This is a genomic window from Bacteroides sp. QWL-09 (assembly GCF_058683585.1).
In genome coordinates, this window is the sequence record NZ_CM178748.1 from 3,140,237 (window position 1) to 3,163,410 (window position 23,174).

Genomic DNA, 23,174 nt, shown 5'->3' on the forward strand with positions numbered 1-23,174 from the left:
TGGGTTCTGACGCACACTTTTCATGTATGATGTAATTGCGTTGTTTTTGGATAAAAAGATGGTGTTTTTTGAAAATCAAACAGCTTTCGGTCTTGTATCTTTGCATCAGATTAATGAAATTGATAAAATAAAGAACCATGAACGTAGATTTTTTGACTTGCGAAACTGAAATCAATAAAGGGAGGAAGCACTTTCATTTGATGGTAAAACCGATTGGACCGGTATGTAATTTGCGTTGTAAATACTGTTACTATTTGGAAAAGTCGAAAATCTACTCTAAGAAGCCGAATGAGTATATCATGTCGGACGATATTCTTGAGCAATATGTAAAAAATTATATTGCCTCACAACCGACAGAAAACCCTCGTGTTGTTTTCGCCTGGCAAGGTGGTGAACCAACTCTTTTAGGCATTGAATTTTTTGAGAAGGCCATTCAATTCCAACAACAACACACGGATGGACGTAAGATCGAGAATACGCTTCAAACCAATGGCATGTTTATAAACGAAAAATGGGCCGAATTTTTTAAGAAGCACAACTTTTTAATTGGTATTTCGATCGATGGCCCTCAAGATTTGCACGATGCTTATCGGAGAACTCAAGGTGGACAAGGTAGTTGGAAACGTGTGATGAAATCGATCGAGTTACTGAAGAAATATGGGGTACGGTTCAATACGCTAACTGTTGTAAACCGCCTTAATGCTCAATCTCCTTTACGAGTATATGAGTTTTTGAGAAAGATTGGTTCCACTTGGATGCAATTTATTCCGATACAGGAACGCCGCGCTATAGATAAAAATGAACAGTTACGACTTGTCGCTAACGATTATGAAGGTGAAACAGTGGTCACAAATGAAAGTGTATTACCCGATCAATGGGGAAATTTCCTTATTCAAGTATTTGACCAATGGGTGAAAAATGATGTTGGCAGAATCTTCGTTAAACAATTCGACTGTGCATTGGAAGCTTGGTGCGGTTACAACCCTACGGCATGTGTCCTTTCTCGATATTGTGGCGATGGTTTAGTCATGGAACATAATGGAGACGTCTATACTTGTGACCACTTTGTGTATCCTCAATTTAAACTCGGAAATATAAAAGATTCGAGTTTACAAGAAATGGCATTGTCGGCTAAACAAGAACAATTTGGAAAAGATAAGCGGGAAACTCTTTCTGCGCAATGCAAGACTTGTAAATATTTACCGGCTTGCAATGGCGAATGTCCTAAGCATCGTTTTATCTTGAATAAAGACGGTGAAAAGATCGCTTATCTGTGTAAAGGATATTATGCCTTTTATGATTATGCTGCTCCCTTCTTACATGCCATGCGGACATTGATAAAGCAAGGAGGGGAAGCTACTGATGTAATGAAATTTCTATCAATCGAAAAATAATTTAATTTAAATTTTAAATTTTATGAGCAAATTGATTAAAAAAATCTCAATTGGTGCAGGTATGCTTTGTGCCGGAGTAGCTGCTCATGCAGCTGAAACTCCTGAAATAGGAGAAGTGCAGGCTCAACCAAAACGCCCGAATATTTTGGTTATATTCGGCGATGATGTTGGCATTATGAATTTGAGTGCCTATAACAATGGTATGTTGGGATATCGTACTCGTAATATTGACCGCATAGCCAAAAATGGTATGATGTTTACGGACTATTATGGGGAACAAAGTTGTACTGCCGGACGTGCTGCGTTCATCACAGGACAATCTCCTTTACGTACCGGTTTAACTAAGGTAGGATTACCTGGAGTAGAGGTTGGTATACAGAAAGAAGACCCGACTATTGCCGAACTTTTGAAACCCCTAGGATATGCAACCGGTCAGTTCGGTAAGAATCACTTTGGTGATAAAGACGAGTTCTTGCCAACTAATCATGGTTTTGACGAGTTTTTTGGCAACCTATATCACTTAAATGCAGAGGAAGAGCCAGAACATCCTGATTATCCAACAGATCCTGCTTTTAAGAAGAGATTTGGTCCGAGAGGAGTGATCAAGTCGAATGTGGATGGTACCATTATGGATACGGGCCCGTTGACTAAAAAACGTATGGAGACTGTTGACGAAGAATTCCTTGATGCTTCGGTCGACTTCATCAAGCGTAAGGTGCAAGAGGATAAACCTTTCTTCTGTTGGTACAACTCATCACGTATGCATTTTCCTACTTATCCGAAACCATCTAGCAAAGGTCGAAGTGGACAAGGCTTTTATGCAGATGGTATGTTAGAACATGATGATAATGTAGGGGCGTTACTCGATTTACTCAAGGAACTGAAGATTGACGAGAATACCATTGTGATATACACTACCGATAATGGACCTCACTATAATATGTGGCCTGATGGAGCTATCACTCCATTCCGTGGTGAGAAAAATACAAACTGGGAAGGTGGCTATCGTGTTCCTGCTCTTGTTTGCTGGCCTGGAAAAATCAAAGTTGGAAGTGTATCCAATGAGATCGTTTCACACATGGACTGGATGCCAACTTTGCTTGCTGCTGCAGGAGATCCAAATGTGAAGGATAAATTGTTGAATGGTTACAAAGTCGGTGATATGACTTACAAGGTACATTTAGACGGTTATAACATCTTACCTTTACTGACAGGTAAGACTACGACTAGTCCACGTCAGAATTTCTTCTATTTTAGTGATGATGGTCTACCTGTAGCGATGCGTACCGGAGATTGGAAACTTTCTTTTGCTGAACAGCGTGCACACGGACTAGATGTATGGAGAGAACCGTTCGTTGAATTACGTACACCCAATATCTTCAATTTGCGTCGTGACCCATTTGAACGTGCAACAGTGGATGCTGATAATTATTCTAAATGGTTCTTAGATCATGCTTTTATCTTATATAAGGGGCAAAGTGAATTTGCAGAATTTATGAAGACTTTCGAGAAATATCCGCGACGTCAACGTCCGGCATCGTTCTCTGTTGATCAGATCTATCATAAATATATTAAGAATTAATATTTTATCTTTTCAGTTTGATCATCGGGTGAACTACAACTCTATTGAGTTAGTGGTTCACCCGATTTATTTTTATGAGATGAGGCTTTTAGTCTAAGAAACCGATTCGTTTAATCTCTTGTTCAAAGTTTGGAGTGAAAACCTCTTTGCCCAATTGCTCTTTAATTTCCTCCATACTCCAGAATCGTCCGCCATCAAGTTCTTGGCTAGGGGTGATGATGCCATCGTAAACCGTCTTATGCACAAAAACCAGCTCCTTTTCTCGAGTCGATTCAAAGACATAGTTAGTGATCAGTTCCGGGGTGTAATCGGTTATCCCCAACTCTTCTTGAACTTCCCGTTTTAAGGCAGCTTCTATATTCTCACCAAGGTCGACATGTCCCCCCACTGAGGTGTCCCATTTGTTGGGTTGGATATCTTTCCATGCCGGACGCTTTTGTAGGAAAAGCTCACCTTTAGAATTGAATACATGCAAATGAACGACGGGGTGAAGGAGTTTACTTCCGTTATGACATTCTCCACGAGTTGCTGCAGCGATGATCTCGCCTTGCTCGTCAACGATTGGAAAGAGTTCTTCGTTATTGTCGGCAGGTAAATTCATGATCGATAAACTTTAAGGAATTAAAAGAGAAGAATCACCATAACTTAAGAAACGGAAGTCGTGTCCCAACGCGTAATCGTATATCGCTTTCCAGTTTCCTTTGACAAAAGCCGAGACGAGTAAAAGTAACGTGCTCTGTGGCTGATGAAAGTTGGTGACCATTGCTTTTACAATTTTATAATGATAGCCCGGAGCAATGATAATCTGTGTACTGGTGTGTAGTGTCTCCATCTGGTGACGATCGAGATAAGCCACGATTTCGCGTAAAGCCTCTGTTGGCTCTAAGTCGGTTGCCGTCTCGTAAGGTTGCCATTGGTTGACATGCAACTGTTCCTCCGAAGCCTCCGGATGGAGGTGAAGAGTCACCCCAATATGATACAAACTCTCGAGCGTACGTACCGAAGTCGTCCCCACAGCAATAGCTGCCCCGTCGTGTGCGATCAACTTTTTAATCGTACTGCGGTTGACGGAGATATATTCCGTATGCATCTCGTGTCCTTCGATCTCCTCACTTTTTACGGGTTTGAATGTTCCTGCTCCCACATGTAAAGTCAGCTCCTCCAGGTCGACTCCTTGAGTGGATAAGTTCTCCAAAACTCTTGGAGTGAAATGTAGACCGGCGGTTGGTGCAGCCACCGAACCCTGTATTTTTGAATAAACCGTTTGGTACGTCTCTTTGTCACTCTCTTGCGTATCGCGATTCAGATAAGGCGGAATAGGAAGTTCGCCGAAAACCTCTAAGATATCAGCAAAGGTCACCTCCTGGTTATTCCAGTTGAAATCGACCCAGTGACTCGTCCCATGGCATTCGCCACGAGTAGCCGTTAACGTGAGTTGATGGCCTTTGACCGTCATCTCTTTGCGTAGCGTTCCTTCTTTCCACTTTTTTAAGTTGCCGATCATACATAGCCATGCCGCATGTTCCGTCTGTTGGAAGTTTAAGGCATAATCATTGGGCGCAATCGGTTCCAAACAAAAGACCTCGATCAAGGCTCCCGTCTCTTTGCGAAAATGAAGGCGAGCCTGAATCACCTTTGTGTTATTAAAGATCATTAAGCTATTGGTCGGCAGATAATTGGGTAGGGCGGTAAAGACGTCCTCGCTGATCTCGCCGTGACGGTAAATGAGCAACTTTGATTGATCGCGTATCGGTAATGGAAATTTAGCGATACGTTCATCGGGCAATGGATAATTGTATTCGCTAATACGAATATGTTTTGGATTTTCTTTCATCGTTTTTCTTCTTTGCGACTGCAAAAGTAGTTATATTTGCTGTAAAATGCAGATTGTAAATCTTTAAAATGCAGATATGACGATGAAAATAGGAGATAAAGTACGCTTCCTGAGCGAAGTGGGAGGAGGAATTGTGAAGGGATTCCAAGGTAAAGATATTGTTTTAGTAGAAGATGCCGACGGCTTTGACATCCCGATGCTTGCCCGTGAATGCGTCGTGATTGAAACGGACGATTACAATCTGAGCAGAAAGTCGCAAACACCTTCGGTAAAGGTAGAAGAACCGACTAAACCGGTTAAGCCTGAGATGCCGACCTTTCGGCCGACTGAAGTACGAGGTGGTGACCAGTTGAATGTGGCGTTGGCGTATGTTCCCGAAGATATTAAAGCGATCAGTTCGACCACTTTTGAAGCTTATTTATTGAACGATAGCAATTACTTCTTGTATTATACGTATCAAAGTGCCGAAGGAAAAGCATGGAAGACCCGTTCGCATGGATTGGTGGAACCAAATACCAAACTGTTGATGGAAGAATTCACACGCGATCAATTGAACGATATGGAACATGTGGCTGTGCAATTCATTGCTTTTAAAGATGGGCGTACCGCTGCTTTAAAACCTGCGGTCAATGTTGAGTTGCGTATTGATACCGTGAAGTTTTATAAACTCCATACCTTTGGCAACAGTCCGTTTTTCGAGCAACCGGCTTTGATCTATGATCTTGTAAAGAATGATGTGGCTGCCAAACAAGTCTTTGTTTCTGCCGAAGATCTTCAAGAGGCGATTTTGCAACCTAAGGCGGCCGATAAACCGAAATCTCAGCCTTTGGTCAAATCGGGTCGTGTCAAAGAAGGACCGTTGGAGATTGACTTGCATATTGATTCGTTGCTGGATGATACCACCGGTATGGGGCATAAAGAATTGCTGGATTATCAGCTGACTAAGTTCCGTGAGGTGATGGAAGCCTACAAGCATAAACGTGAGCAGAAGATTGTGTTCATCCATGGCAAAGGCGATGGAGTACTCCGTAAAGCTTTGGTTGAAGAGTTGAAGTATAAATATAAAAACTGTCGCTACCAAGATGCCTCTTTCCAAGAATATGGTTTTGGAGCAACGATGGTTACCATAAAATAAGAACTAAAAAAAGCTGATTCGCATCTTAATGTTGAATCAGCTTTCTCTCTCTCTTTTTATTACTCATTTTCATTTGATCTCTATGCCTTTATTTTTAAGTGTCATATTCATCACTGTTAGATATTTGGCATATTGAGCATCAGTCAATGTCTGTTTCATTAGCTTCAGATTGCCGTAAATTGCATTACGTAACTTCTGGTCTTGCTTGTATCTAGAAGCGCCCGCTTGACTCATTTGATCAGAGAAGTACTCACAGATGTTCGATACTTCTTCAGACTGAATACCGTTTAAGTCAAGATACTTAGTCAACTTCTCTACGTTGATGTTACCTTCCCATTTTGCTGAAGCTGGTTGTTTGTTTGATGCAGCAGCTGTTAATCCTAAACTCAATACTACTGCTAATGTTAATCCTAATCTTTTCATAAATACCTACTTTTTTGTTACCTAAAAACTAATCTAAAAAACTAACTTGAAAACTACCTGAAAAAATCTAATACCTATAGAAACACTTTACAAAGTGCTTTGTTTTCCTTTTTACTTTGACAAAGGTAGCGGCATATAGCTCCTTTTGCAAACAAACAGATGGAAATCGTGGGGTAGTCTATTACTTTCTTGATGTAAATCAATAGAAGGTTACTTTTTTAGTGTAAAAAGGACTGTTTTATGAAATATGTTTGTAATATGTGGGGTTGTTTTTGTCTATATGATACGATATGATTTGCGATTGCTATTAAAAAGATAGTGTGTGCTGGATGCTGTTTGCTAGAAAAATGTCTAGCCAAGGCGACGTTTTCTATTCTTCAATATAAAGCAGGTCTCTCATGATGGCATCCGAAACTAATATTCCTTCTTTGGTGAGCCGAAGAGTTTCCTCGGTCTGTATCAGTTTGCCTTCAAGAATATAAGGTTGAGCCATGGTCAGACAGTAATCGAGGAACGATTCACCAAACTCCTCCCGGACTTGTCGGAGCGACAACCCCCATATCGTACGCATCGCTGTTACGATCAAGTCGTTGTATCTTGTGGCGACATCGAGATCTTCAACCTCAAAGATCCGGTGCCCCGATTCTATCCCTGTGATGTATGGATCGATGGCAGCCGTATTCCATTCGCGTGATGATTGGTTGTAGGAGTGTGCCGATGCTCCACATCCTAAATATGGAGTGCCTTTCCAATACGAAGAGTTGTGTTTGGAATAAAAGCCCGGGCGACAGAAGTTGGAGATCTCATATTGCTCATATCCGGCTTGAGATAATCGTTCCGTGAGTCGGTCGAAAAACATCACACTACATTCTTCTTCAACTTCATGGACTCGGTTCTGCTTTAGCATACGATACAGAGGCGTTCCCTCTTCATACGTCAGGTGATAAGCAGAGAGGTGCTCAACCTTCAAAGCAATGGCCTGCTCAAGATCGGCCGTCCATCCTTCCAAAGTCTCGTTGGGTAGTCCATAGATCAAATCAATGCTGATATTTTGGAAACCCATCTCGCGACAAGTTCTTACGGCTTCTATGGCTTGTGCTGCATTGTGTCGTCGGTTGAGTAGTTTCAGTGTATCATTATTGAAGGTTTGTACCCCCATGCTGATGCGGTTGAATGGGAGCGACGACAACATCCGGACATAATCTTGAGTGAGATCGTCGGGATTCGCTTCCAAGGTCACTTCGATAACCTCTTTCAGTCCGTATACGCTTTCGATCGTTGCAAAGATCTGTTTGAAATCCTCTTCTTCCAACTGTGAAGGAGTTCCCCCACCGAAATAAATGGTTTCTATGGGTTCGTTCTTTAAATAGGAGCGACGCATCTCCAACTCTTTGCAAAGAGCATTTACGTATGCCCTCTTTCGCTCGCTTTGAGTGGTCGAATAGAAGTCGCAATAGATGCACCGCGTTTTGCAAAAGGGAATATGAAGATAAATGCCAGCCATATCTTGAATAGTTATTGGAAGATTCTGATTTATTTCTGCAAAAGTAACGTCTTTTATTGGTTTCTCGGCTGACTTTTACGACGTTTTTTGTCAGATGGGGCTTGACGATGATCGGATCTGATTGAACATGTTTTTCATAAAATGAGACTGGCTGTCCATATTGAACGAGTTACTAACTCCATCCCGAAGGGGAATAAAAGGCTCTCTACTTAGAAGTTTTGAGCATTTTATCTGCAACGCTGTCACCTGTCGATTATTGATCTGATTATCAGTTGTTCATACTGTGGTCGATCGGGTGGCAGATCGGTGGCAGATTCGGGTATCTGCCACACCGGTTTTCGGTATGAGATCTTCCGATGGATGGTCAACGAGGAGCTGTCTTGAGGAACTGCCTCGAGGAACTGTAAAACGAATTAGGAAAGATTGGAATGGCCTATAAAGCAAACAAGGAAGGCTTTTTGCTTGCTGTCTCGTTCACCGGAATGCCCAATTAATAAGGTGTAGCCTTTTTCTAGGTATAGTCCGTGTGATTTTTTCTTAAATACACCCTGTTTTTGCTTGTCCTATAGAAACTGTCGGAGTTTCGAAGGCGGAAACTGTAGTTCCCTTAGTGCGGCACTCCGGATCCGTTCGTACGAAACTTTAGTTCCATCTGTAGGGCACTGCGAGTTTTACCGCTTGTTAATTTATTTCCAAGCTTTGGAACTGCGAGTTTTGCCCTATAAACTGACACCTGCTGACTGATGAAGTCATTTTAAGCCATTGGAAATTGGTTTTTGGAGAGTGGCGATCTCAATCGGTTGGGTCAAAGCGTATTGAAAATGTATCGCTGAGATGAGGCTTGCCGGATCATGAGCGGGGCTGATTGGGTGTTCGGTAAAAATGAAGAAAATCGTTGGAATTTATTCCGGTATGGAGATGAGAAAAGCTTCGGTGACAAGAAGGACAGGGTAGGGACGTTGTTGTGTTGTATAACATTGTTTAGTAACACTAATGTAATACTTGCTTTTGACTTCATTAATCGTTAATTTGCGCAAACCAAAAGATAATGATGCGGCCATCAGGTCGCATTTAGTCATTCATTTAAATCTTATACTATTATGAAGGTTTATCAAACTAATGAGATCAAGAACCTCGCGTTATTGGGAAGTTCTGGCACCGGGAAAACCACTCTTGCAGAAGCAATGCTTTTCGAGAGTGGTATTATAAAACGTCGCGGTTCTGTAGCCGCAAAAAATACAGTGAGTGATTATTTTCCTGTTGAACAAGAGTATGGTTATTCTGTCTTTTCGACAGTCTTTCATGTCGAATGGAATAATAAAAAGTTAAATGTAATTGACTGTCCGGGATCGGACGATTTTGTAGGGGGTGCTGTTACTGCACTAAACGTGACCGATACGGCTATATTGTTGATTAGCGGACAATATGGTGTGGAAGTCGGAACGCAAAACCATTTCCGCTATACTGAGAAATTGAATAAACCCGTCATTTTTCTAATCAATCAGCTTGATAATGAGAAATGCGACTATGATAATATCTTGGAACAACTGAAAGAAGCCTATGGCTCGAACGTGGTTCCTATCCAATACCCTATTGCTACCGGGCCGAACTTTAATTCGTTGATCGACGTCTTATTGATGAAGAAATATACGTGGAAGGCCGAAGGTGGAGAGCCGACGATCGAAGAGATTCCTGCTGAAGAGATGGATCGGGCGATGGAAATGCATAAAGTGCTCGTTGAGGCTGCAGCAGAAAATGACGAATTGTTAATGGAGAAGTTCTTCGAACAAGATACGTTATCGGAAGATGAGATGCGCGAGGGGATCCGTAAAGGGTTGATCGCTCGTGGAATGTTCCCGGTATTCTGTGTGTGTGCCGCCAAAGATATGGGGGTTAGACGGTTAATGGAATTCTTGGGCAATGTTGTGCCTTTCGTTTCTGAAATGCCTAAAGTTGTCAATACGGCAGGTAAAGAGGTGGCTCCCGATGAAAAAGGGGCAGAGTCTATCTATTTCTTCAAAACAAGTGTGGAACCACATATCGGTGAGGTTTCGTATTTTAAAGTGATGAGTGGTAAGGTACGTGAAGGCGACGATCTGATGAATGCTGATCGGGGCTCGAAAGAACGTATCGCGCAGATTTTTGTCGTGGCCGGTCCTAATCGCGTAAAAGTGGAAGAACTACATGCCGGTGATATTGGTGCGGTGGTTAAGTTGAAAGATGTGCGGACTGGAAACACGCTGAATGGTAAAGATTGCGATTATCGGTTCGATTTTATCAAATATCCTAACTCTAAATATTCAAGAGCGATAAAACCCGTGAATGAGGCGGATGTGGAGAAGATGATGACCATTCTTCATCGCATGCGTGAAGAGGATCCGACTTGGGTGATTGAACAGTCGAAAGAATTGCGACAGACGTTGGTGCATGGACAAGGGGAGTTCCATTTGCGTACTTTGAAATGGCGTTTGGAACATAACGAAAAACTTCTGGTGAAGTTTGAAGAACCGCGCATCCCTTATCGCGAAACCATTACTAAAGTGTCTAGAGCGGATTATCGACATAAAAAGCAATCGGGTGGTGCCGGGCAGTTTGGTGAAGTGCATCTGATTGTGGAACCTTATAAAGAAGGAATGCCTGTGCCTGATACTTATAAATTTAATGGTCAGGAATTCAAGATTAATGTGAAGGGTACTGAAGAGATTCCTTTGGAGTGGGGCGGTAAAGTCGTCTTTATTAATAGTGTGGTCGGTGGAGCTATCGATACACGATTCATGCCTGCTATATTAAAAGGTATCATGGGACGTATGGAGCAAGGACCGTTGACCGGTTCGTATGCGCGTGACGTGCGTGTGATAGTTTACGATGGTAAGATGCACCCGGTGGACTCTAATGAAATCTCTTTTATGCTTGCCGGACGAAATGCGTTTAGTGAGGCGTTCAAGAATGCCGGACCTAAGATTCTTGAACCGATATACGACGTTGAGGTGTTTGTTCCTTCCGATAAGATGGGTGATGTGATGGGTGATTTGCAAGGACGACGCGCCATGATTATGGGAATGAGTAGTGAAAAGGGATATGAAAAATTGGTGGCTAAAGTGCCATTGAAAGAGATGTCTTCTTATTCAACAACCTTAAGTTCGCTGACGGGTGGACGGGCTTCGTTTATTATGAAATTCGCAAGTTACGAGCTTGTTCCGTCGGATGTTCAAGACAAGTTAATGAAAGATTTTGAAGCTAAACAAGTCGACGAATAATACCTACGATCTCGTTTTATGTTAAAACCATCATCTTTTTTTAAGAGAAAGGATGATGGTTTTTTAGCTTAAACCAGGGTGATTTTATCCTATTTTTAGTTTAAAGCCTTAATTTTTTATTATTTTTGTAAACCAAGTGTGAAAGAGGATTGTTGTAGTCATCAGAATGTGAACTAAATAGCACTTTTTCGTTAATTTGGGCCTTTCGACGGTTAAATCAGGTTAATCGGTTAGGAATGTTAATTAGGGAGTGTTAATTTTGTTGTTATGAAAAAGTCAACAATTTGGATTTTAAGTATTGTTATGGGTTTATCTTTCTTGAGCTTACTCTATTTACAAGTAAGTTATATCGAAGAGATGGTTAAAACCCGTAAGCAACAATTCGACTCAGCTGTGCGCAATAGTTTGGAGCAAGTATCTAAGGATGTAGAATATGCTGAGACGAGACGTTGGCTACTTGAAGATATTACTGAAGCGGAGCGGAAGGCTTTGACCACAAATAATTCTTCGATTCAACAGAATAATATGATTCAGCAAACACAACGGTTGACGGTGAGGAATCATGATGGGAAAATTACATCCGACTTTGAGATGAAGGTAATGACTTCTAAACCGTCGGAGTTGCCGAAGGCTTTAATGCCTTCTTATCGTGGTACACGTACGATTCCTGAAACCTCACGTTCGTTGGTTGAAGCGGTTAAAAATCGCTATATGTATCAGCGGGCTTTGCTCGACGAGGTGACGTGGCAGATGATCTATCGTGCAAGTGATAAGTCGATCGGCGAACGCGTTCATTTTAAAGATGTAGACGATTATTTGAAATCGAGCCTTTATAGTAATGGTGTTGAATTGGCGTATCACTTTACAGTGATTGATAAGGATGGTCGGGAGGTTTATCGCTGTTCCGATTATGATCCTAAGGGAAGTGAGGATGCTTATACGCAAGTCTTGTTTAGAAATGATCCGCCGGCTATGATGAGTTTGCTGAAGGTGCATTTCCCGGGCCGAAAAGATTACATCTTCGATTCTATCAACTTTATGATTCCTTCGTTGGTGTTTACATTGGTACTGCTCATTACGTTCATTTTTACTATTTATACGGTGTTTAGACAGAAGAAGCTCACGGAGATGAAGAATGACTTTATCAACAATATGACGCATGAGTTTAAAACACCGATCTCCACGATCTCTTTGGCGGCACAAATGCTGAAGGATCCATCGGTGGGTAAATCGCCTCAGATGTTTCAACATATTTCGGGAGTGATCAACGATGAAACGAAACGTCTACGGTTCCAAGTTGAGAAAGTTCTGCAAATGTCGATGTTCGACAAACAGAGAGCAGCACTTAAAATGAAGGAGATGGATGCCAATGAGATGATTAATGGGGTGATTAATACGTTTGCCCTGAAGGTTGAACGTTATAACGGAAAGATTACGTCTGATTTATCTGCTGAAGATCCAATTATTTTTGCCGACGAAATGCATATTACCAATGTGATTTTCAACTTGATGGACAATGCGGTAAAGTATAAGAAGGCTGATGAGGATTTGGTGCTGGATGTTAAGACTTGGAATGAGTCTGGGAAACTGATGATCTCTATTCAAGATAATGGGATCGGTATTAAGAAAGAGAATATTAAAAAGATATTTGATAAGTTCTATCGCGTGCATACAGGTAATCTGCACGATGTGAAAGGATTCGGACTTGGCTTGGCTTATGTGAGGAAGATTATCCTTGACCATAAGGGAAGTATACGGGCTGAGAGTGATTTGAACGTAGGAACTAAATTTATTATTGCATTACCTTTATTAAAAAATTAACAATATGGATGAGAAATTACGCATTTTGTTGTGCGAGGATGACGAAAATCTTGGCATGCTTTTAAGAGAATACTTGCAGGCTAAAGGCTATTCTGCAGAGTTGTGTCCCGACGGAGAAGTTGGTTATAAGGCTTTTTTGAAGAATAAATACGATCTGTGTGTATTCGATGTCATGATGCCTAAAAAAGACGGCTTTACATTAGCACAAGAAGTACGTGCCGTAAATTCGGAAATCCCTATCATTTTCTTGACGGCTAAAACGTTGAAGGAAGATATTCTTGAAGGTTTCAAAATCGGAGCGGACGACTATATTACCAAGCCGTTTAGCATGGAAGAGTTGACGTTTAGAATTGAAGCTATTCTGAGACGTGTACGTGGTAAGAAGAACAAAGAAAGTAATGTCTATAAGATTGGTAAGTTTATGTTCGACACACAGAAACAGATCTTGGCCATTGGAGACAAACAGACGAAGTTGACGACTAAAGAGTCGGAACTGCTAGGCTTGCTTTGTGCTCATGCAAATGAAATCTTGCAACGTGATTTTGCTTTGAAAACCATCTGGATTGATGATAACTATTTCAATGCTCGTAGTATGGATGTGTATATCACGAAGCTTCGTAAGCACTTGAGAGATGATGAGTCTATCGAGATTATTAATATCCACGGAAAGGGTTATAAACTAATTACGCCTGAAGTAGAAGGATAAACCTGATTCCTGTGAGAAACAGATAAAAAAAACCTGGAACAAACGTTCCAGGTTTTTTTATCTGTTTCTTTTAAAACACAAATCTTTATTAATCGGCAATTCTTTTATTGATTGCAATATAAGAAATCAACCCTAAGATAATTAGAGTGATTGAGCCGCCTAAGATGTTGTTGTTATTTACATTTCCTGTAAATGCACAGGCAACTAAAACAGCAACTCCGATCAAGATTAGTATCAGTCCTAAGTTCTTTAATAAGCCTTTCATGTGTGTGTATTTTAATAGATTATTATATTCTTGGCGCAAATTAAAGCATAATTCTTTAACGGGCGAAATTATTTATGCAAAAAAACAATTATAGCGTTCGATTTAGCGCATTTTAAGATTCTGTAGATTTAATCTTTAGTGTTATGGAATATCTTTCTTAGAACCTCTTGGCTTACTTTTAATTCATCTATTGTGATGCCTTGAAGAGCTTCTTTTAAGGTCAAGTTGGCTAATAATCGAGCTTTGTTCTCAATATCTTTACCGTCTTTAGTCAAGTGGATGAGGTTGGTCCGGCGGTCTTTTTTGTCTGAAATACGAACCACGAGATGTAGGCGTTCCATATTGTCTATCAAACGCGTCATACTAGGTTTGTCTTTGAAGGTTGCATTACACAATTCTTGTTGCGTAACTCCGTCTTTTTCCCATAAGAATAACAATACAGTCCATTGCTCCGGACTGATGTCTAGGCCGTTTTGCCGAAAGTTACGGTATAGCTTTCTGTTTATTGCAGCCGATACTTTTCCATTAAGGATGGCAAAAATTAGCCTTACGTCAAAATCGAATTGCTCTATCATGAAATTATTGTTTAAACAACCTTGCAAAGGTAATTTTCTTTATCGATAAATCCTATATTGTGGGACAAAAAAACATTAAATATTTGTGTTTCAAAATAAAATGCATAACTTTGCAACCGATTTTTTAAAACAATATTATTTATTTTAATTAAATGAGTATGAATCAATACGAAACCGTTTTCATTTTGACTCCCGTTTTATCTGATGTTCAGATGAAGGAAGCGGTAGAAAAGTTCAAAGGTATTCTTCAAACTGAAGGTGCTGAGATTGTTAACGAGGAAAATTGGGGCCTAAAGAAATTGGCTTATCCTATCCAAAAGAAATCTACAGGTTTTTATCAGTTGATTGAGTTTAATGCTGATCCTACTGTTATTGAGAAATTGGAACTTAACTTCCGTCGTGATGAAAGAGTAATCCGTTTCTTGACTTTCAAAATGGATAAGTATGCTGCTGAATATGCTGCAAAAAGAAAAAGTGTTAAATCAAACAAAAAGGAGGACTAATCATGGCACAACAAGTTCAATCAGAAATTAGATATTTAACTCCACCTTCTGTAGACGTTAAAAAGAAAAAATATTGCCGTTTCAAAAAGAATGGTATTAAGTACATTGACTACAAAGACCCTGAATTCTTGAAGAAATTCTTGAATGAACAAGGTAAAATCCTTCCGCGTCGTATTACTGGTACTTCTTTGAAGTTCCAACGTCGTATTGCGCAAGCTGTGAAGAGAGCACGTCACTTGGCTCTATTGCCTTATGTAACTGATATGATGAAATAAGAAGGAGGAAAAGTATGGAAATTATTTTAAAAGAAGACGTAGTAAACTTAGGTTATAAAAACGATATCGTAAACGTGAAAGCCGGATACGGTCGTAATTTTCTAATCCCTACAGGAAAAGCTGTTATCGCTTCTCCTTCTGCAAAGAAAATGTTGGCTGAAGAATTGAAGCAACGTGCTCACAAACTTGAGAAGATCAAGAAAGATGCTGAAGCTATTGCTGCTAAATTGGAAGGCGTTGCTTTGACAATTGCAACTAAAGTTAGCTCTACCGGTACAATCTTCGGTTCTGTTACTAACATTCAAATTGCTGACGAGTTGGGTAAGTTAGGTCACGAAATTGACAGAAAGATCATCATTGTGAAAGATGCTGTTAAGGAAGTGGGTTCTTACAAAGCTGTGGTTAAACTTCACAAAGAGGTTTCTGTAGAGATTCCTTTCGAAGTTGTTGCTGAAAACTAAACTTCTAGTTTTATATATAATCAGAAGGCGGTCATTTATGATCGCCTTTTTTTTATATCTATTTACTGTTGGCTTGAAGGGGTCTATTAACTTCTTAATGATAAGGGTCGTTGTGCGGCTGTTCTGAAGAAGCCTTTTAGGCTCGACGGTTTTCTGTTATCGGAATGGTAGGAGGTTTGGAGGAGGAATGCCTTGAATTGTTGGTGGGGTGACAAGAGTCGATGATTCTTCTTCCTAGATTTCTGTTTAAGGTTGATGGGCAGTATGGGATGTTTGAATGGATCGAGAGGTATGGGCATAAAAAAAGCCCGATAATGAATATCGGACTTATTTTTTAACTCTGTTCTGAAATTATTCAGCTACAGTAGTAGTTGCTGCGCTATCAGCTTGTACTGTGTCTGCTGCTTGAGCTGCTGCTTCAGCTGCTGCTGCTTCAACTGCTGCGATTGAGTCAGCGATACGGATAGAATCTGCAGTTGCTTTTGCTGCGTCTGCTGCTTTGTTACCACAAGATGCGAATGAAACTGCTGCGATAGCTGCGAACATCAAAACTAATTTTTTCATTTTCTTTTACTTTTTAAATGTAATACAATCAATTGCTTTATTAAAACGATGCAAAGTTATATACTTTTTCAATATGTTGTTCTTTAAAAGCAAACTTTTTTTCCTAAAATATAAACTTTCTTTATGTTTTTTTTTGAGTTTGCTCGTTTTTAACGATTTAGGTCTCAAAGAGTGTCATTATTCCAGTGCGATACTATTATATAAGTATCTCTTTATATTCTTTTTGGGCGTCTTTTCAAATTCTGTCGGATAAAGTTGGATTTTGCTGACTTTCTCATAACTAGCAACTAAGCTATTTAGGTTTTTGAGGTTCTCGTCCATTATGGTCTCTAGGTTATCTGGGTTGTTTAAGCCTAAAGCGTCTAGTGACTCGTAATCGGCATAGACCAATGCGACTAGTTTCTTGTTTCGTTCAATGATTAGACTTTCTTGAATAAATGGCATGTCATTGAGTTTAGCCTCAAGTTCTTCCGGGAAAATATTTTGTCCGCTTGGACCTAGAATCATTGATTTAGAACGTCCTCTGATGAAGATATGTCCGTTGGCATCTATGCGGCCTAGATCGCCTGTGCGTAGCCAACCATCGGTCGTGAAAACGTCCTGACTGGCTTCCGTGTTTTTGTAATAGCCTACCATGACGTTTTCTCCTTTTACTTGGATCTCGCCAATGTTAGCACTAGGATCTTCTTTGTAGATTCTGGCTTCCATGATGTCTAAGATCTTTCCGGAAGAACCTGGCACAAATTCGTCCCATGGCGAATAGCTGATTAATGGACCACATTCGGTCATCCCATAGCCAATGGTGAATGGAAATTTAATTTTGTAGAAGAATTCTTCGACTTCGGCGTTCATAGCGGCACCGCCGATGATGACTTCTTTGAATCGGCCTCCTAATGCGTCGATGAGTTTCTTCCTGATTTGTGAATAGATCTGGTTGTCTAGTAGGGGAATGTTTAAAGCCCACTTCATTCCTCGTTTATTGATGAGGGGCTGAATGACATTTTTATAGATCTTTTCGATGACTAATGGGACGGTAATAATTAGGTTGGGTTTGACCTCTTCGAAGGCTTTCATTAAAATTTTTGGAGAGGGTATTTTACCCAATAATGTGACATGAGTCCCAACTGCTGTCGCCGTTAGAAAGTCGAATGCACATCCGTAGGCGTGGGCTAACGGCAAAAAAGACAGAACTTTGTCTCCACGCTTTAATAGTTCGGTTCGTATGCCGAAGGTGACATTTCCCGCCAAGTTGTTCCCGGTTAACATGACGCCTTTGCTGAAACCGGTTGTACCGGAAGTATAATTAAGTAGCATGACTTTTTCATTGGACAGACTCGTGTACTGAACTTGCTTAGAAGTGTAACCGTCTGGATAATGATTTTCCATGGCTGTGGAAATGTTCTTAATATACTTTTGGATGGTTTCTCCATCTCGTTGATGTAAACAACGGAAATCGGTTAATGAAAGAATGCCTCTTATTGAACTTAGCTTTTCTTCTTCGAGGGTCTCCCAGATGGAATCGCTTGTGAAAAGAAAAACAGATTCGGAATGGTTAACGATGTGATGAACGTCGTTTGGAGTGAAATCTTGAAGGATAGGGACAATGATAGCTCCATAAGTGATCGTTGCCATATAAGCAATACACCAATGGGAGTTGTTTTTACCGATAACGGCTATCTTATCTCCTCTGCGTAGACTACAATGTTTAAATAATAAATGGAGTTCTGCAATTTTTTGGGCTACTTCGCCGTAGGTATAATCAATATTTTCTCCATAATCGGTATAACAGGGCAAATCCCAATTTTCTCGAAAACTGTTTTCGTACAGCTTTATAAAATTCTCTTTTATCATTGCACGTTTTTAAATGAATTGTGCAAAAATAGAAATAATCTTTGGCTCCTTAAAGTGTTTGCTAATAATAATGTGTAACTTTGCCCCAAATATGTGTTTTTAATAGTTATGATTGATACTACTGTTTTTCAAAATAAAACGGCTGTTTATTACACTTTAGGCTGTAAATTGAATTTTTCGGAAACGTCGACCATTGGTAAACTCTTAAAAGATGCTGGCGTACGCACAGCTCGTAAAGGAGAGAAGGCCGACATTTGCATTGTGAATACTTGTTCGGTAACGGACACGGCCGATAAGAAATGTCGGCAGGCTATTCATCGCTTGACTAGACAACATCCGGGAGCGTTTGTCGTAGTTACGGGTTGTTATGCCCAGCTTCGCCCCGATGACGTGGCTAAAATAGAGGGCGTAGATATTGTCTTGGGGGCTGAACAAAAGAAAGATATATTGGCTTATTTAGGTGATTTGAATAAGCATGAGGAGGGAGAAGCATTTGCTAGTGCCACAAAAGATATTCGTTCGTTTGCTCCTTCTTGTTCAAGAGGAGATCGAACGAGATATTTCCTAAAAGTACAAGATGGGTGTGATTACTACTGCTCATATTGTACGATCCCTTTTGCGCGTGGACGAAGCCGAAACGGCAGCATTGAGTCGTTGGTAAAACAAGTGGAGCAAGCGGTGTCGGAAGGTGGAAAAGAGATTGTTCTGACTGGAGTTAATATTGGTGATTTTGGGAAAACAACCGGTGAAACGTTTTTTGATCTGGTCAAAGCGTTGGATGAAGTGGATGGTGTTGAACGGTATCGCATTTCATCGATTGAACCAAACTTGTTGACGGATGAGATCATCGAGTTTGTGGCTCAGTCCAAACGATTCATGCCCCATTTTCATATCCCATTGCAATCGGGATGTGACGAGGTTTTATCGTTAATGCGTCGTCGGTATGATACTGCGTTATTTGCAAGTAAGGTCAAGAAGATAAAGGAGGTTATGCCCCATGCCTTTATTGGCGTGGATGTTATTGTGGGTACACGTGGGGAGACGGAGGAGTATTTTGAAAAAGCTTATCAGTTTATTTCCGGTTTAGATGTGACTCAATTGCATGTATTCAGTTATTCGGAGCGTCCGGGCACACAGGCCTTAAAAATAGATCATGTTGTTTCGTCCGAAGATAAACATCATAGAAGTCAACGTTTGCTTAGCCTATCTGATCAGAAGACTCAGGCTTTTTATGAACAATATATCGGACATCGGATGGCTGTTCTTATGGAGAAATCCAAAGCTGGAACGCCGATGCATGGATTTACGGCAAATTATATTAGAGTGGAGGTCGACAATCAATCAGCACTCGATAATCACATCGTTGAAGTTGATCTTGGAGGCTTTAATGAAGATAAAACCGCTTTATTGGGTACAATTCTAATATAATATGAGATCGAAACTGATATATTGGTTGGTTTATTCGGGGATGTGGATTGTTGCCGGATTACCTTTCAGCTTTTTATATGGAGTGTCTAACCTGTGTTATTATTTAGTTTATTATATCCTGCGTTATAGGAGAAGAGTGGTTCGGCGGAATATTGCGAACTCTTTTCCTGATATGGCGTCTGCTCAGCGTTTGAAAGTCGAGAAAAAATTCTACCGTTATCTTTGCGATTATTTTTTCGAAGACATTAAGTTGATGCGAATCTCCTCCGATGAACTTCAACAACGGATGACTTATGAGAATGTGGATCTGTTTCTGGAGATGATCGAGAAATACGGTGGTATTATTTTGGTTATTCCTCATTATGCTAATTATGAATGGATTATCGGCATGGGGGCTGTGCTAAATGAAGGAGATGTGCCTGTTCAGGTTTATAAACCTCTGAAGAATCAATATCTTGATCATCTGTTTCGTTTCTTGCGTTCTCGTTTTGGAGGGCATAATGTTCCCAAACATCAGACGGCGCGTGAATTGATAAAGTTGAAGCGTGATGGGAAAAGAATGGTAGTTGGATTGATTACTGACCAATGGCCGGCGGCTGATGAGAAGTATTGGACTCAGTTCTTGAACCAAGAGACGGCTTTTTTAACAGGTGCCGATCGTATTGCTAAGATGATGCGATTCCCAGTGTTTTATTGTGATCTGAAAAAAGAGAAGAGAGGATATTGTAAAGTCTATTTTGATTTGATGGCTGAAACTCCGTCTCAGTTAAACGATAATGAGATTACCGAGATGTTTGCTCGGCGTTTAGAACAGACGATTATGGACGAACCGGCGTATTGGCTTTGGTCTCATAAAAGATGGAAGGCTTCACGCGCAGATAGCGAATCTTTAAAAAAATGAAAGTCGCAGTTGTTATATTAAATTGGAATGGGGTGGAGATGCTTCGCCAATTCCTCCCTTCTGTCGTTGAGCATTCTTCCGATTTAGCAGATGTTTGGGTTGCTGATAATGGCTCATCTGATTGCTCTGTTGAGATGTTGCGTGCTGAATTCCCCATGGTTAAACTTGTTCTGTTCGATCAGAACTATGGGTTTGCCGAAGGATATAATCTGGCTATAGAGCAAATCCAGGCGGAATATATTGTTTTGCTTAATTCGGATGTTCAGGTAACCAAAGAATGGTTGACTCCGTTAGTCTCTTATCTTGATGCTCATCCTAAAGTTGCGGCTTGTCAACCGACGATTAGAAGTTACCATGATCCTGCTTCTTTTGAATATGCGGGAGCTTCCGGAGGCTTTATCGATGGCTATGGATACCCGTTTTGCAGAGGGCGGATTTTAGGAACAGTCGAAAAAGATTTGGGTCAATATGCAGAGGTGATGCCAATTTTCTGGGCTACAGGAGCGGCTTTGTTTATTCGCCGTGAGAAATACCTTGAGGTCGGTGGACTGGATCCTCGTTTTTTTGCTCACATGGAAGAGATCGATTTGTGTTGGCGTTTACGTTCCCGGGGCGAAGGTGTTGTCTGCATTCCTAATAGTGTTGTTTATCATGTAGGGGGGGGGACTCTCAATAAAGAAAATCCTAGAAAAACATTCTTGAACTTTCGTAATAATCTGATCATGATTTACAAGAATCTTCCATCGGATGAATTGAAGCGTGTGATGTTTGTTCGTTTTTTTCTAGATTATTTGGCGCTTATTGTCTTCTTGGTCAAAGGGGATTTTAAAAATGCTCAGGCTGTACTTTCAGCTCGTACCGAATATAAGAAGCTTAAGCCGACTTTTGAAGAGGCGAGGACGATCAATTTAAAGAAATCTTCTGTAAATAGAGTGCCGGAAAGAATGGAAATCTGTATCTTGTGGCAATATTACATAAAAGGGAGAAAGTTGTTTTCTCAATTGTTATATTCTAATCATAAATAAATGGAAAATACGATTCGGAGAGGCATTGGGCTAGTTGCCCATGATGCTATGAAAAAGGAGTTAATAGATTGGGTCTTGTGCCATTCAAAACAACTTATGGGACATAAATTCTTCTGTACTGGCACTACCGGTACTTTGGTGTTGAAAGCCTTGACGGAAAAGCATCCTGAGATAGAGTGGGACTTTACTATTTTGAAGTCTGGTCCTTTAGGGGGAGATCAACAGATGGGATCTCGGATTGTTGATGGACAGATCGATTATTTGTTCTTCTTTACTGACCCAATGACGTTGCAACCTCATGATACTGATATTAAAGCCTTGACTCGTTTGGCCGGAGTTGAAAATATTATTTTTTGTTGCAATCGATCAACGGCTGATCATATCATTTCAAGTCCTTTGTTCTTTGATTCGTCATACAAGAGAACTCACCCGGATTATTCCGGATATGTGAAGAGGTTCGACCATAAACAGGATTTATAGACATTAGATTTAGTCTTGGGTTGGATCGCACCTTCTTGAAGAAAATTAAAAAAGCCTTTATTACATTGTAATAAAGGCTTTTCTTGTATGAAGTATTGGTCTTCTTTTATATGGATAATTCTTTTAGAACAGTGACCAATTCTTTTTTGATCGGTTTGTCATTTTTAATCGCCTTAGAGAATGGTACATAAACAATCTCATCATTTTCAATGCCAATCATAACGTTGCGTTGATCTTCCATAATGGCATCAATGGCTGCAGCACCCAAACGGCTCGCAAGTATGCGGTCGTGAGCAGTTGGACTTCCTCCACGTTGTAAGTGACCTAAGATTGTGACTCTTACATCGTATTCCGGATATTCATTTTTAACACGTTCGGCATAATGCATGGCTCCTCCTGTGAGTTCACTTTCTGCAACAATAACGATACTGCTGTTTTTAGATTTTCTAAATCCGTTTTTAATGAATTCCTCTAGTTGGTCCACTTCGGTACTGAACTCTGGAATGATTGCGGCTTCTGCTCCTGAAGCAATTGCTCCGTTTAATGCCAGAAATCCGGCATCCCGTCCCATTACCTCAACAAAGAATAGGCGCTCATGTGAACTTGCGGTATCACGAATTTTATCGACAGCATCTAGGATGGTGTTGAGCGCGGTATCGTATCCGATAGTGGTATCTGTGCCATAAAGGTCATTGTCGATTGTTCCTGGAAGTCCGATGCAGGGAACGTCGAATTCTTGGGCAAAAATACGAGCACCGGTTAAAGATCCGTCTCCGCCGATAATAACCAAAGCGTCGATCCCTTCCTTTTTCATGTTTTCATAAGCTTGTTGACGCCCTTCCTTGGTGGCGAACTCTTTACAGCGTGCTGTTTTTAAGATGGTACCTCCAAGTTGAATGATGTTACTTACATTCTGACTTTTAAATGTCTTTATCTCACCGGTCACTAGTCCTTTGTAACCTCTATATATACCTTTTACTTGTAGTCCGTTGTAGATGGCTGCACGAGTTACTGCCCGAATAGCTGCATTCATGCCGGGAGCGTCTCCCCCGGAGGTTAAGATTCCAATACACTTAACTGTTCCCATACAATTTTATTTTTTTGTTTGTTTTTACTGCGCAAAGATAGCAAAAAGCTTAATGAAAAAGAGCTCTTTGTTATGATTGTGTTATTTCTTGTTATAAATAACG

Annotated in this window: 23 protein-coding genes; 13 read left to right on the top strand and 10 right to left on the bottom strand. The window is 40.5% G+C overall.

Annotation, left to right across the window (positions count from 1 at the left end):
- Nucleotides 1-137 precede the first annotated feature (137 nt).
- A complete protein-coding gene (locus tag AC4PG5_RS12610; protein WP_492029209.1) occupies nucleotides 138-1,394 on the top strand; it encodes an anaerobic sulfatase maturase in 1,257 nt (418 codons plus the stop codon).
- A gap of 22 nt (nucleotides 1,395-1,416) precedes the next feature.
- Nucleotides 1,417-2,976 (top strand): arylsulfatase, encoded by a 1,560-nt coding sequence (locus AC4PG5_RS12615; protein WP_492029210.1) that lies wholly within the window; start codon nucleotides 1,417-1,419, stop codon nucleotides 2,974-2,976.
- Nucleotides 2,977-3,064: 88 nt separating this feature from the next.
- Here the strand turns inward: AC4PG5_RS12615 and AC4PG5_RS12620 are convergent, their stop codons facing one another.
- The gene (locus tag AC4PG5_RS12620) at nucleotides 3,065-3,577 is read right to left on the bottom strand and encodes an NUDIX hydrolase (protein WP_492029211.1); all 513 of its coding nucleotides are present in this window, start codon (nucleotides 3,575-3,577) and stop codon (nucleotides 3,065-3,067) included.
- 12 nt (nucleotides 3,578-3,589) lie between these two features.
- Nucleotides 3,590-4,810: an S-adenosylmethionine:tRNA ribosyltransferase-isomerase gene (locus AC4PG5_RS12625; protein ID WP_492029212.1), complete on the bottom strand. Its 1,221-nt coding sequence runs from the start codon at nucleotides 4,808-4,810 to the stop codon at nucleotides 3,590-3,592.
- An 82-nt stretch (nucleotides 4,811-4,892) separates the two neighbouring features.
- Here AC4PG5_RS12625 and AC4PG5_RS12630 point away from each other — a divergent pair, with 82 nt between their 5' ends.
- Entirely contained in the window at nucleotides 4,893-5,945 is a 1,053-nt protein-coding gene (locus AC4PG5_RS12630; protein WP_492030764.1) for a DUF2027 domain-containing protein, read from the top strand.
- 69 nt (nucleotides 5,946-6,014) lie between these two features.
- On the opposite strand, the gene AC4PG5_RS12635 is transcribed toward AC4PG5_RS12630, so the two are convergent.
- The 3 genes from AC4PG5_RS12635 to AC4PG5_RS12645 all read right to left on the bottom strand — a co-directional run bounded on the left by AC4PG5_RS12635 (nucleotide 6,015) and on the right by AC4PG5_RS12645 (nucleotide 8,951).
- Nucleotides 6,015-6,368: a hypothetical protein gene (locus AC4PG5_RS12635; protein WP_492029213.1), complete on the bottom strand. Its 354-nt coding sequence runs from the start codon at nucleotides 6,366-6,368 to the stop codon at nucleotides 6,015-6,017.
- A gap of 370 nt (nucleotides 6,369-6,738) precedes the next feature.
- Nucleotides 6,739-7,872 carry a radical SAM family heme chaperone HemW gene (hemW, locus tag AC4PG5_RS12640; RefSeq protein WP_492029214.1) on the bottom strand — a complete coding sequence of 378 codons (1,134 nt, stop codon included), beginning with the start codon at nucleotides 7,870-7,872 and terminating at the stop codon, nucleotides 6,739-6,741.
- Between the two features lie 902 nt (nucleotides 7,873-8,774).
- Nucleotides 8,775-8,951, bottom strand: a complete 177-nt coding sequence (locus AC4PG5_RS12645) for a hypothetical protein (RefSeq protein WP_492029215.1) — start codon at nucleotides 8,949-8,951, stop codon at nucleotides 8,775-8,777.
- A 21-nt stretch (nucleotides 8,952-8,972) separates the two neighbouring features.
- Here AC4PG5_RS12645 and fusA2 point away from each other — a divergent pair, with 21 nt between their 5' ends.
- From fusA2 to rprY, 3 genes are all read left to right on the top strand, one after another.
- On the top strand, nucleotides 8,973-11,129 hold the full coding sequence (fusA2, locus tag AC4PG5_RS12650; RefSeq protein WP_492029216.1) for an elongation factor G2: 2,157 nt from the start codon (nucleotides 8,973-8,975) through the stop codon (nucleotides 11,127-11,129).
- A gap of 267 nt (nucleotides 11,130-11,396) precedes the next feature.
- Nucleotides 11,397-12,950: a sensor histidine kinase gene (locus AC4PG5_RS12655; protein WP_492029217.1), complete on the top strand. Its 1,554-nt coding sequence runs from the start codon at nucleotides 11,397-11,399 to the stop codon at nucleotides 12,948-12,950.
- A 4-nt stretch (nucleotides 12,951-12,954) separates the two neighbouring features.
- Nucleotides 12,955-13,656, top strand: coding sequence for a response regulator transcription factor RprY (gene rprY / locus AC4PG5_RS12660; RefSeq protein ID WP_492029218.1), 702 nt, complete (start codon nucleotides 12,955-12,957; stop codon nucleotides 13,654-13,656).
- A gap of 88 nt (nucleotides 13,657-13,744) precedes the next feature.
- Here rprY and AC4PG5_RS12665 read toward each other — a convergent pair whose 3' ends face one another.
- Nucleotides 13,745-13,921: a hypothetical protein gene (locus AC4PG5_RS12665; RefSeq protein ID WP_492029219.1), complete on the bottom strand. Its 177-nt coding sequence runs from the start codon at nucleotides 13,919-13,921 to the stop codon at nucleotides 13,745-13,747.
- Between the two features lie 128 nt (nucleotides 13,922-14,049).
- Complete coding sequence (locus AC4PG5_RS12670) at nucleotides 14,050-14,496, bottom strand: MarR family winged helix-turn-helix transcriptional regulator (protein WP_492029220.1); 447 nt, start codon at nucleotides 14,494-14,496, stop codon at nucleotides 14,050-14,052.
- A 158-nt stretch (nucleotides 14,497-14,654) separates the two neighbouring features.
- Between AC4PG5_RS12670 and rpsF the strand changes: the two genes are divergently transcribed.
- Genes rpsF through rplI form a run of 3 tightly spaced genes read left to right on the top strand, consistent with a single transcriptional unit; the run spans nucleotide 14,655 to nucleotide 15,735 of the window.
- Nucleotides 14,655-14,999 (top strand): 30S ribosomal protein S6, encoded by a 345-nt coding sequence (gene rpsF, locus AC4PG5_RS12675; RefSeq protein WP_492029221.1) that lies wholly within the window; start codon nucleotides 14,655-14,657, stop codon nucleotides 14,997-14,999.
- A gap of 2 nt (nucleotides 15,000-15,001) precedes the next feature.
- Complete coding sequence (rpsR, locus tag AC4PG5_RS12680; protein ID WP_492029222.1) at nucleotides 15,002-15,274, top strand: 30S ribosomal protein S18; 273 nt, start codon at nucleotides 15,002-15,004, stop codon at nucleotides 15,272-15,274.
- Nucleotides 15,275-15,288: 14 nt separating this feature from the next.
- Nucleotides 15,289-15,735 (top strand): 50S ribosomal protein L9, encoded by a 447-nt coding sequence (gene rplI, locus AC4PG5_RS12685; protein WP_492029223.1) that lies wholly within the window; start codon nucleotides 15,289-15,291, stop codon nucleotides 15,733-15,735.
- 351 nt (nucleotides 15,736-16,086) lie between these two features.
- On the opposite strand, the gene AC4PG5_RS12690 is transcribed toward rplI, so the two are convergent.
- Together AC4PG5_RS12690 and AC4PG5_RS12695 are read right to left on the bottom strand one after the other, a co-directional pair.
- On the bottom strand, nucleotides 16,087-16,299 hold the full coding sequence (locus AC4PG5_RS12690; protein WP_492029224.1) for a hypothetical protein: 213 nt from the start codon (nucleotides 16,297-16,299) through the stop codon (nucleotides 16,087-16,089).
- A 177-nt stretch (nucleotides 16,300-16,476) separates the two neighbouring features.
- Entirely contained in the window at nucleotides 16,477-18,150 is a 1,674-nt protein-coding gene (locus AC4PG5_RS12695; RefSeq protein ID WP_492029225.1) for a long-chain fatty acid--CoA ligase, read from the bottom strand.
- A 108-nt stretch (nucleotides 18,151-18,258) separates the two neighbouring features.
- Here AC4PG5_RS12695 and mtaB point away from each other — a divergent pair, with 108 nt between their 5' ends.
- The 4 genes from mtaB to AC4PG5_RS12715 are packed head-to-tail and all read left to right on the top strand — an operon-like array spanning nucleotide 18,259 to nucleotide 21,984.
- A complete protein-coding gene (gene mtaB / locus AC4PG5_RS12700; protein WP_492029226.1) occupies nucleotides 18,259-19,578 on the top strand; it encodes a tRNA (N(6)-L-threonylcarbamoyladenosine(37)-C(2))-methylthiotransferase MtaB in 1,320 nt (439 codons plus the stop codon).
- A 1-nt stretch (nucleotide 19,579) separates the two neighbouring features.
- Nucleotides 19,580-20,479 carry a lysophospholipid acyltransferase family protein gene (locus tag AC4PG5_RS12705; RefSeq protein ID WP_492029227.1) on the top strand — a complete coding sequence of 300 codons (900 nt, stop codon included), beginning with the start codon at nucleotides 19,580-19,582 and terminating at the stop codon, nucleotides 20,477-20,479.
- Nucleotides 20,476-21,504, top strand: coding sequence for a glycosyltransferase family 2 protein (locus tag AC4PG5_RS12710; protein ID WP_492029228.1), 1,029 nt, complete (start codon nucleotides 20,476-20,478; stop codon nucleotides 21,502-21,504). The genes AC4PG5_RS12705 and AC4PG5_RS12710 overlap by 4 nt, the downstream gene beginning before the upstream one ends.
- Entirely contained in the window at nucleotides 21,505-21,984 is a 480-nt protein-coding gene (locus AC4PG5_RS12715; RefSeq protein ID WP_492029229.1) for a methylglyoxal synthase, read from the top strand.
- Nucleotides 21,985-22,090: 106 nt separating this feature from the next.
- Here AC4PG5_RS12715 and pfkA read toward each other — a convergent pair whose 3' ends face one another.
- Nucleotides 22,091-23,071 carry a 6-phosphofructokinase gene (gene pfkA, locus AC4PG5_RS12720; RefSeq protein WP_492029230.1) on the bottom strand — a complete coding sequence of 327 codons (981 nt, stop codon included), beginning with the start codon at nucleotides 23,069-23,071 and terminating at the stop codon, nucleotides 22,091-22,093.
- Between the last annotated feature and the right edge of the window lie 103 nt (nucleotides 23,072-23,174).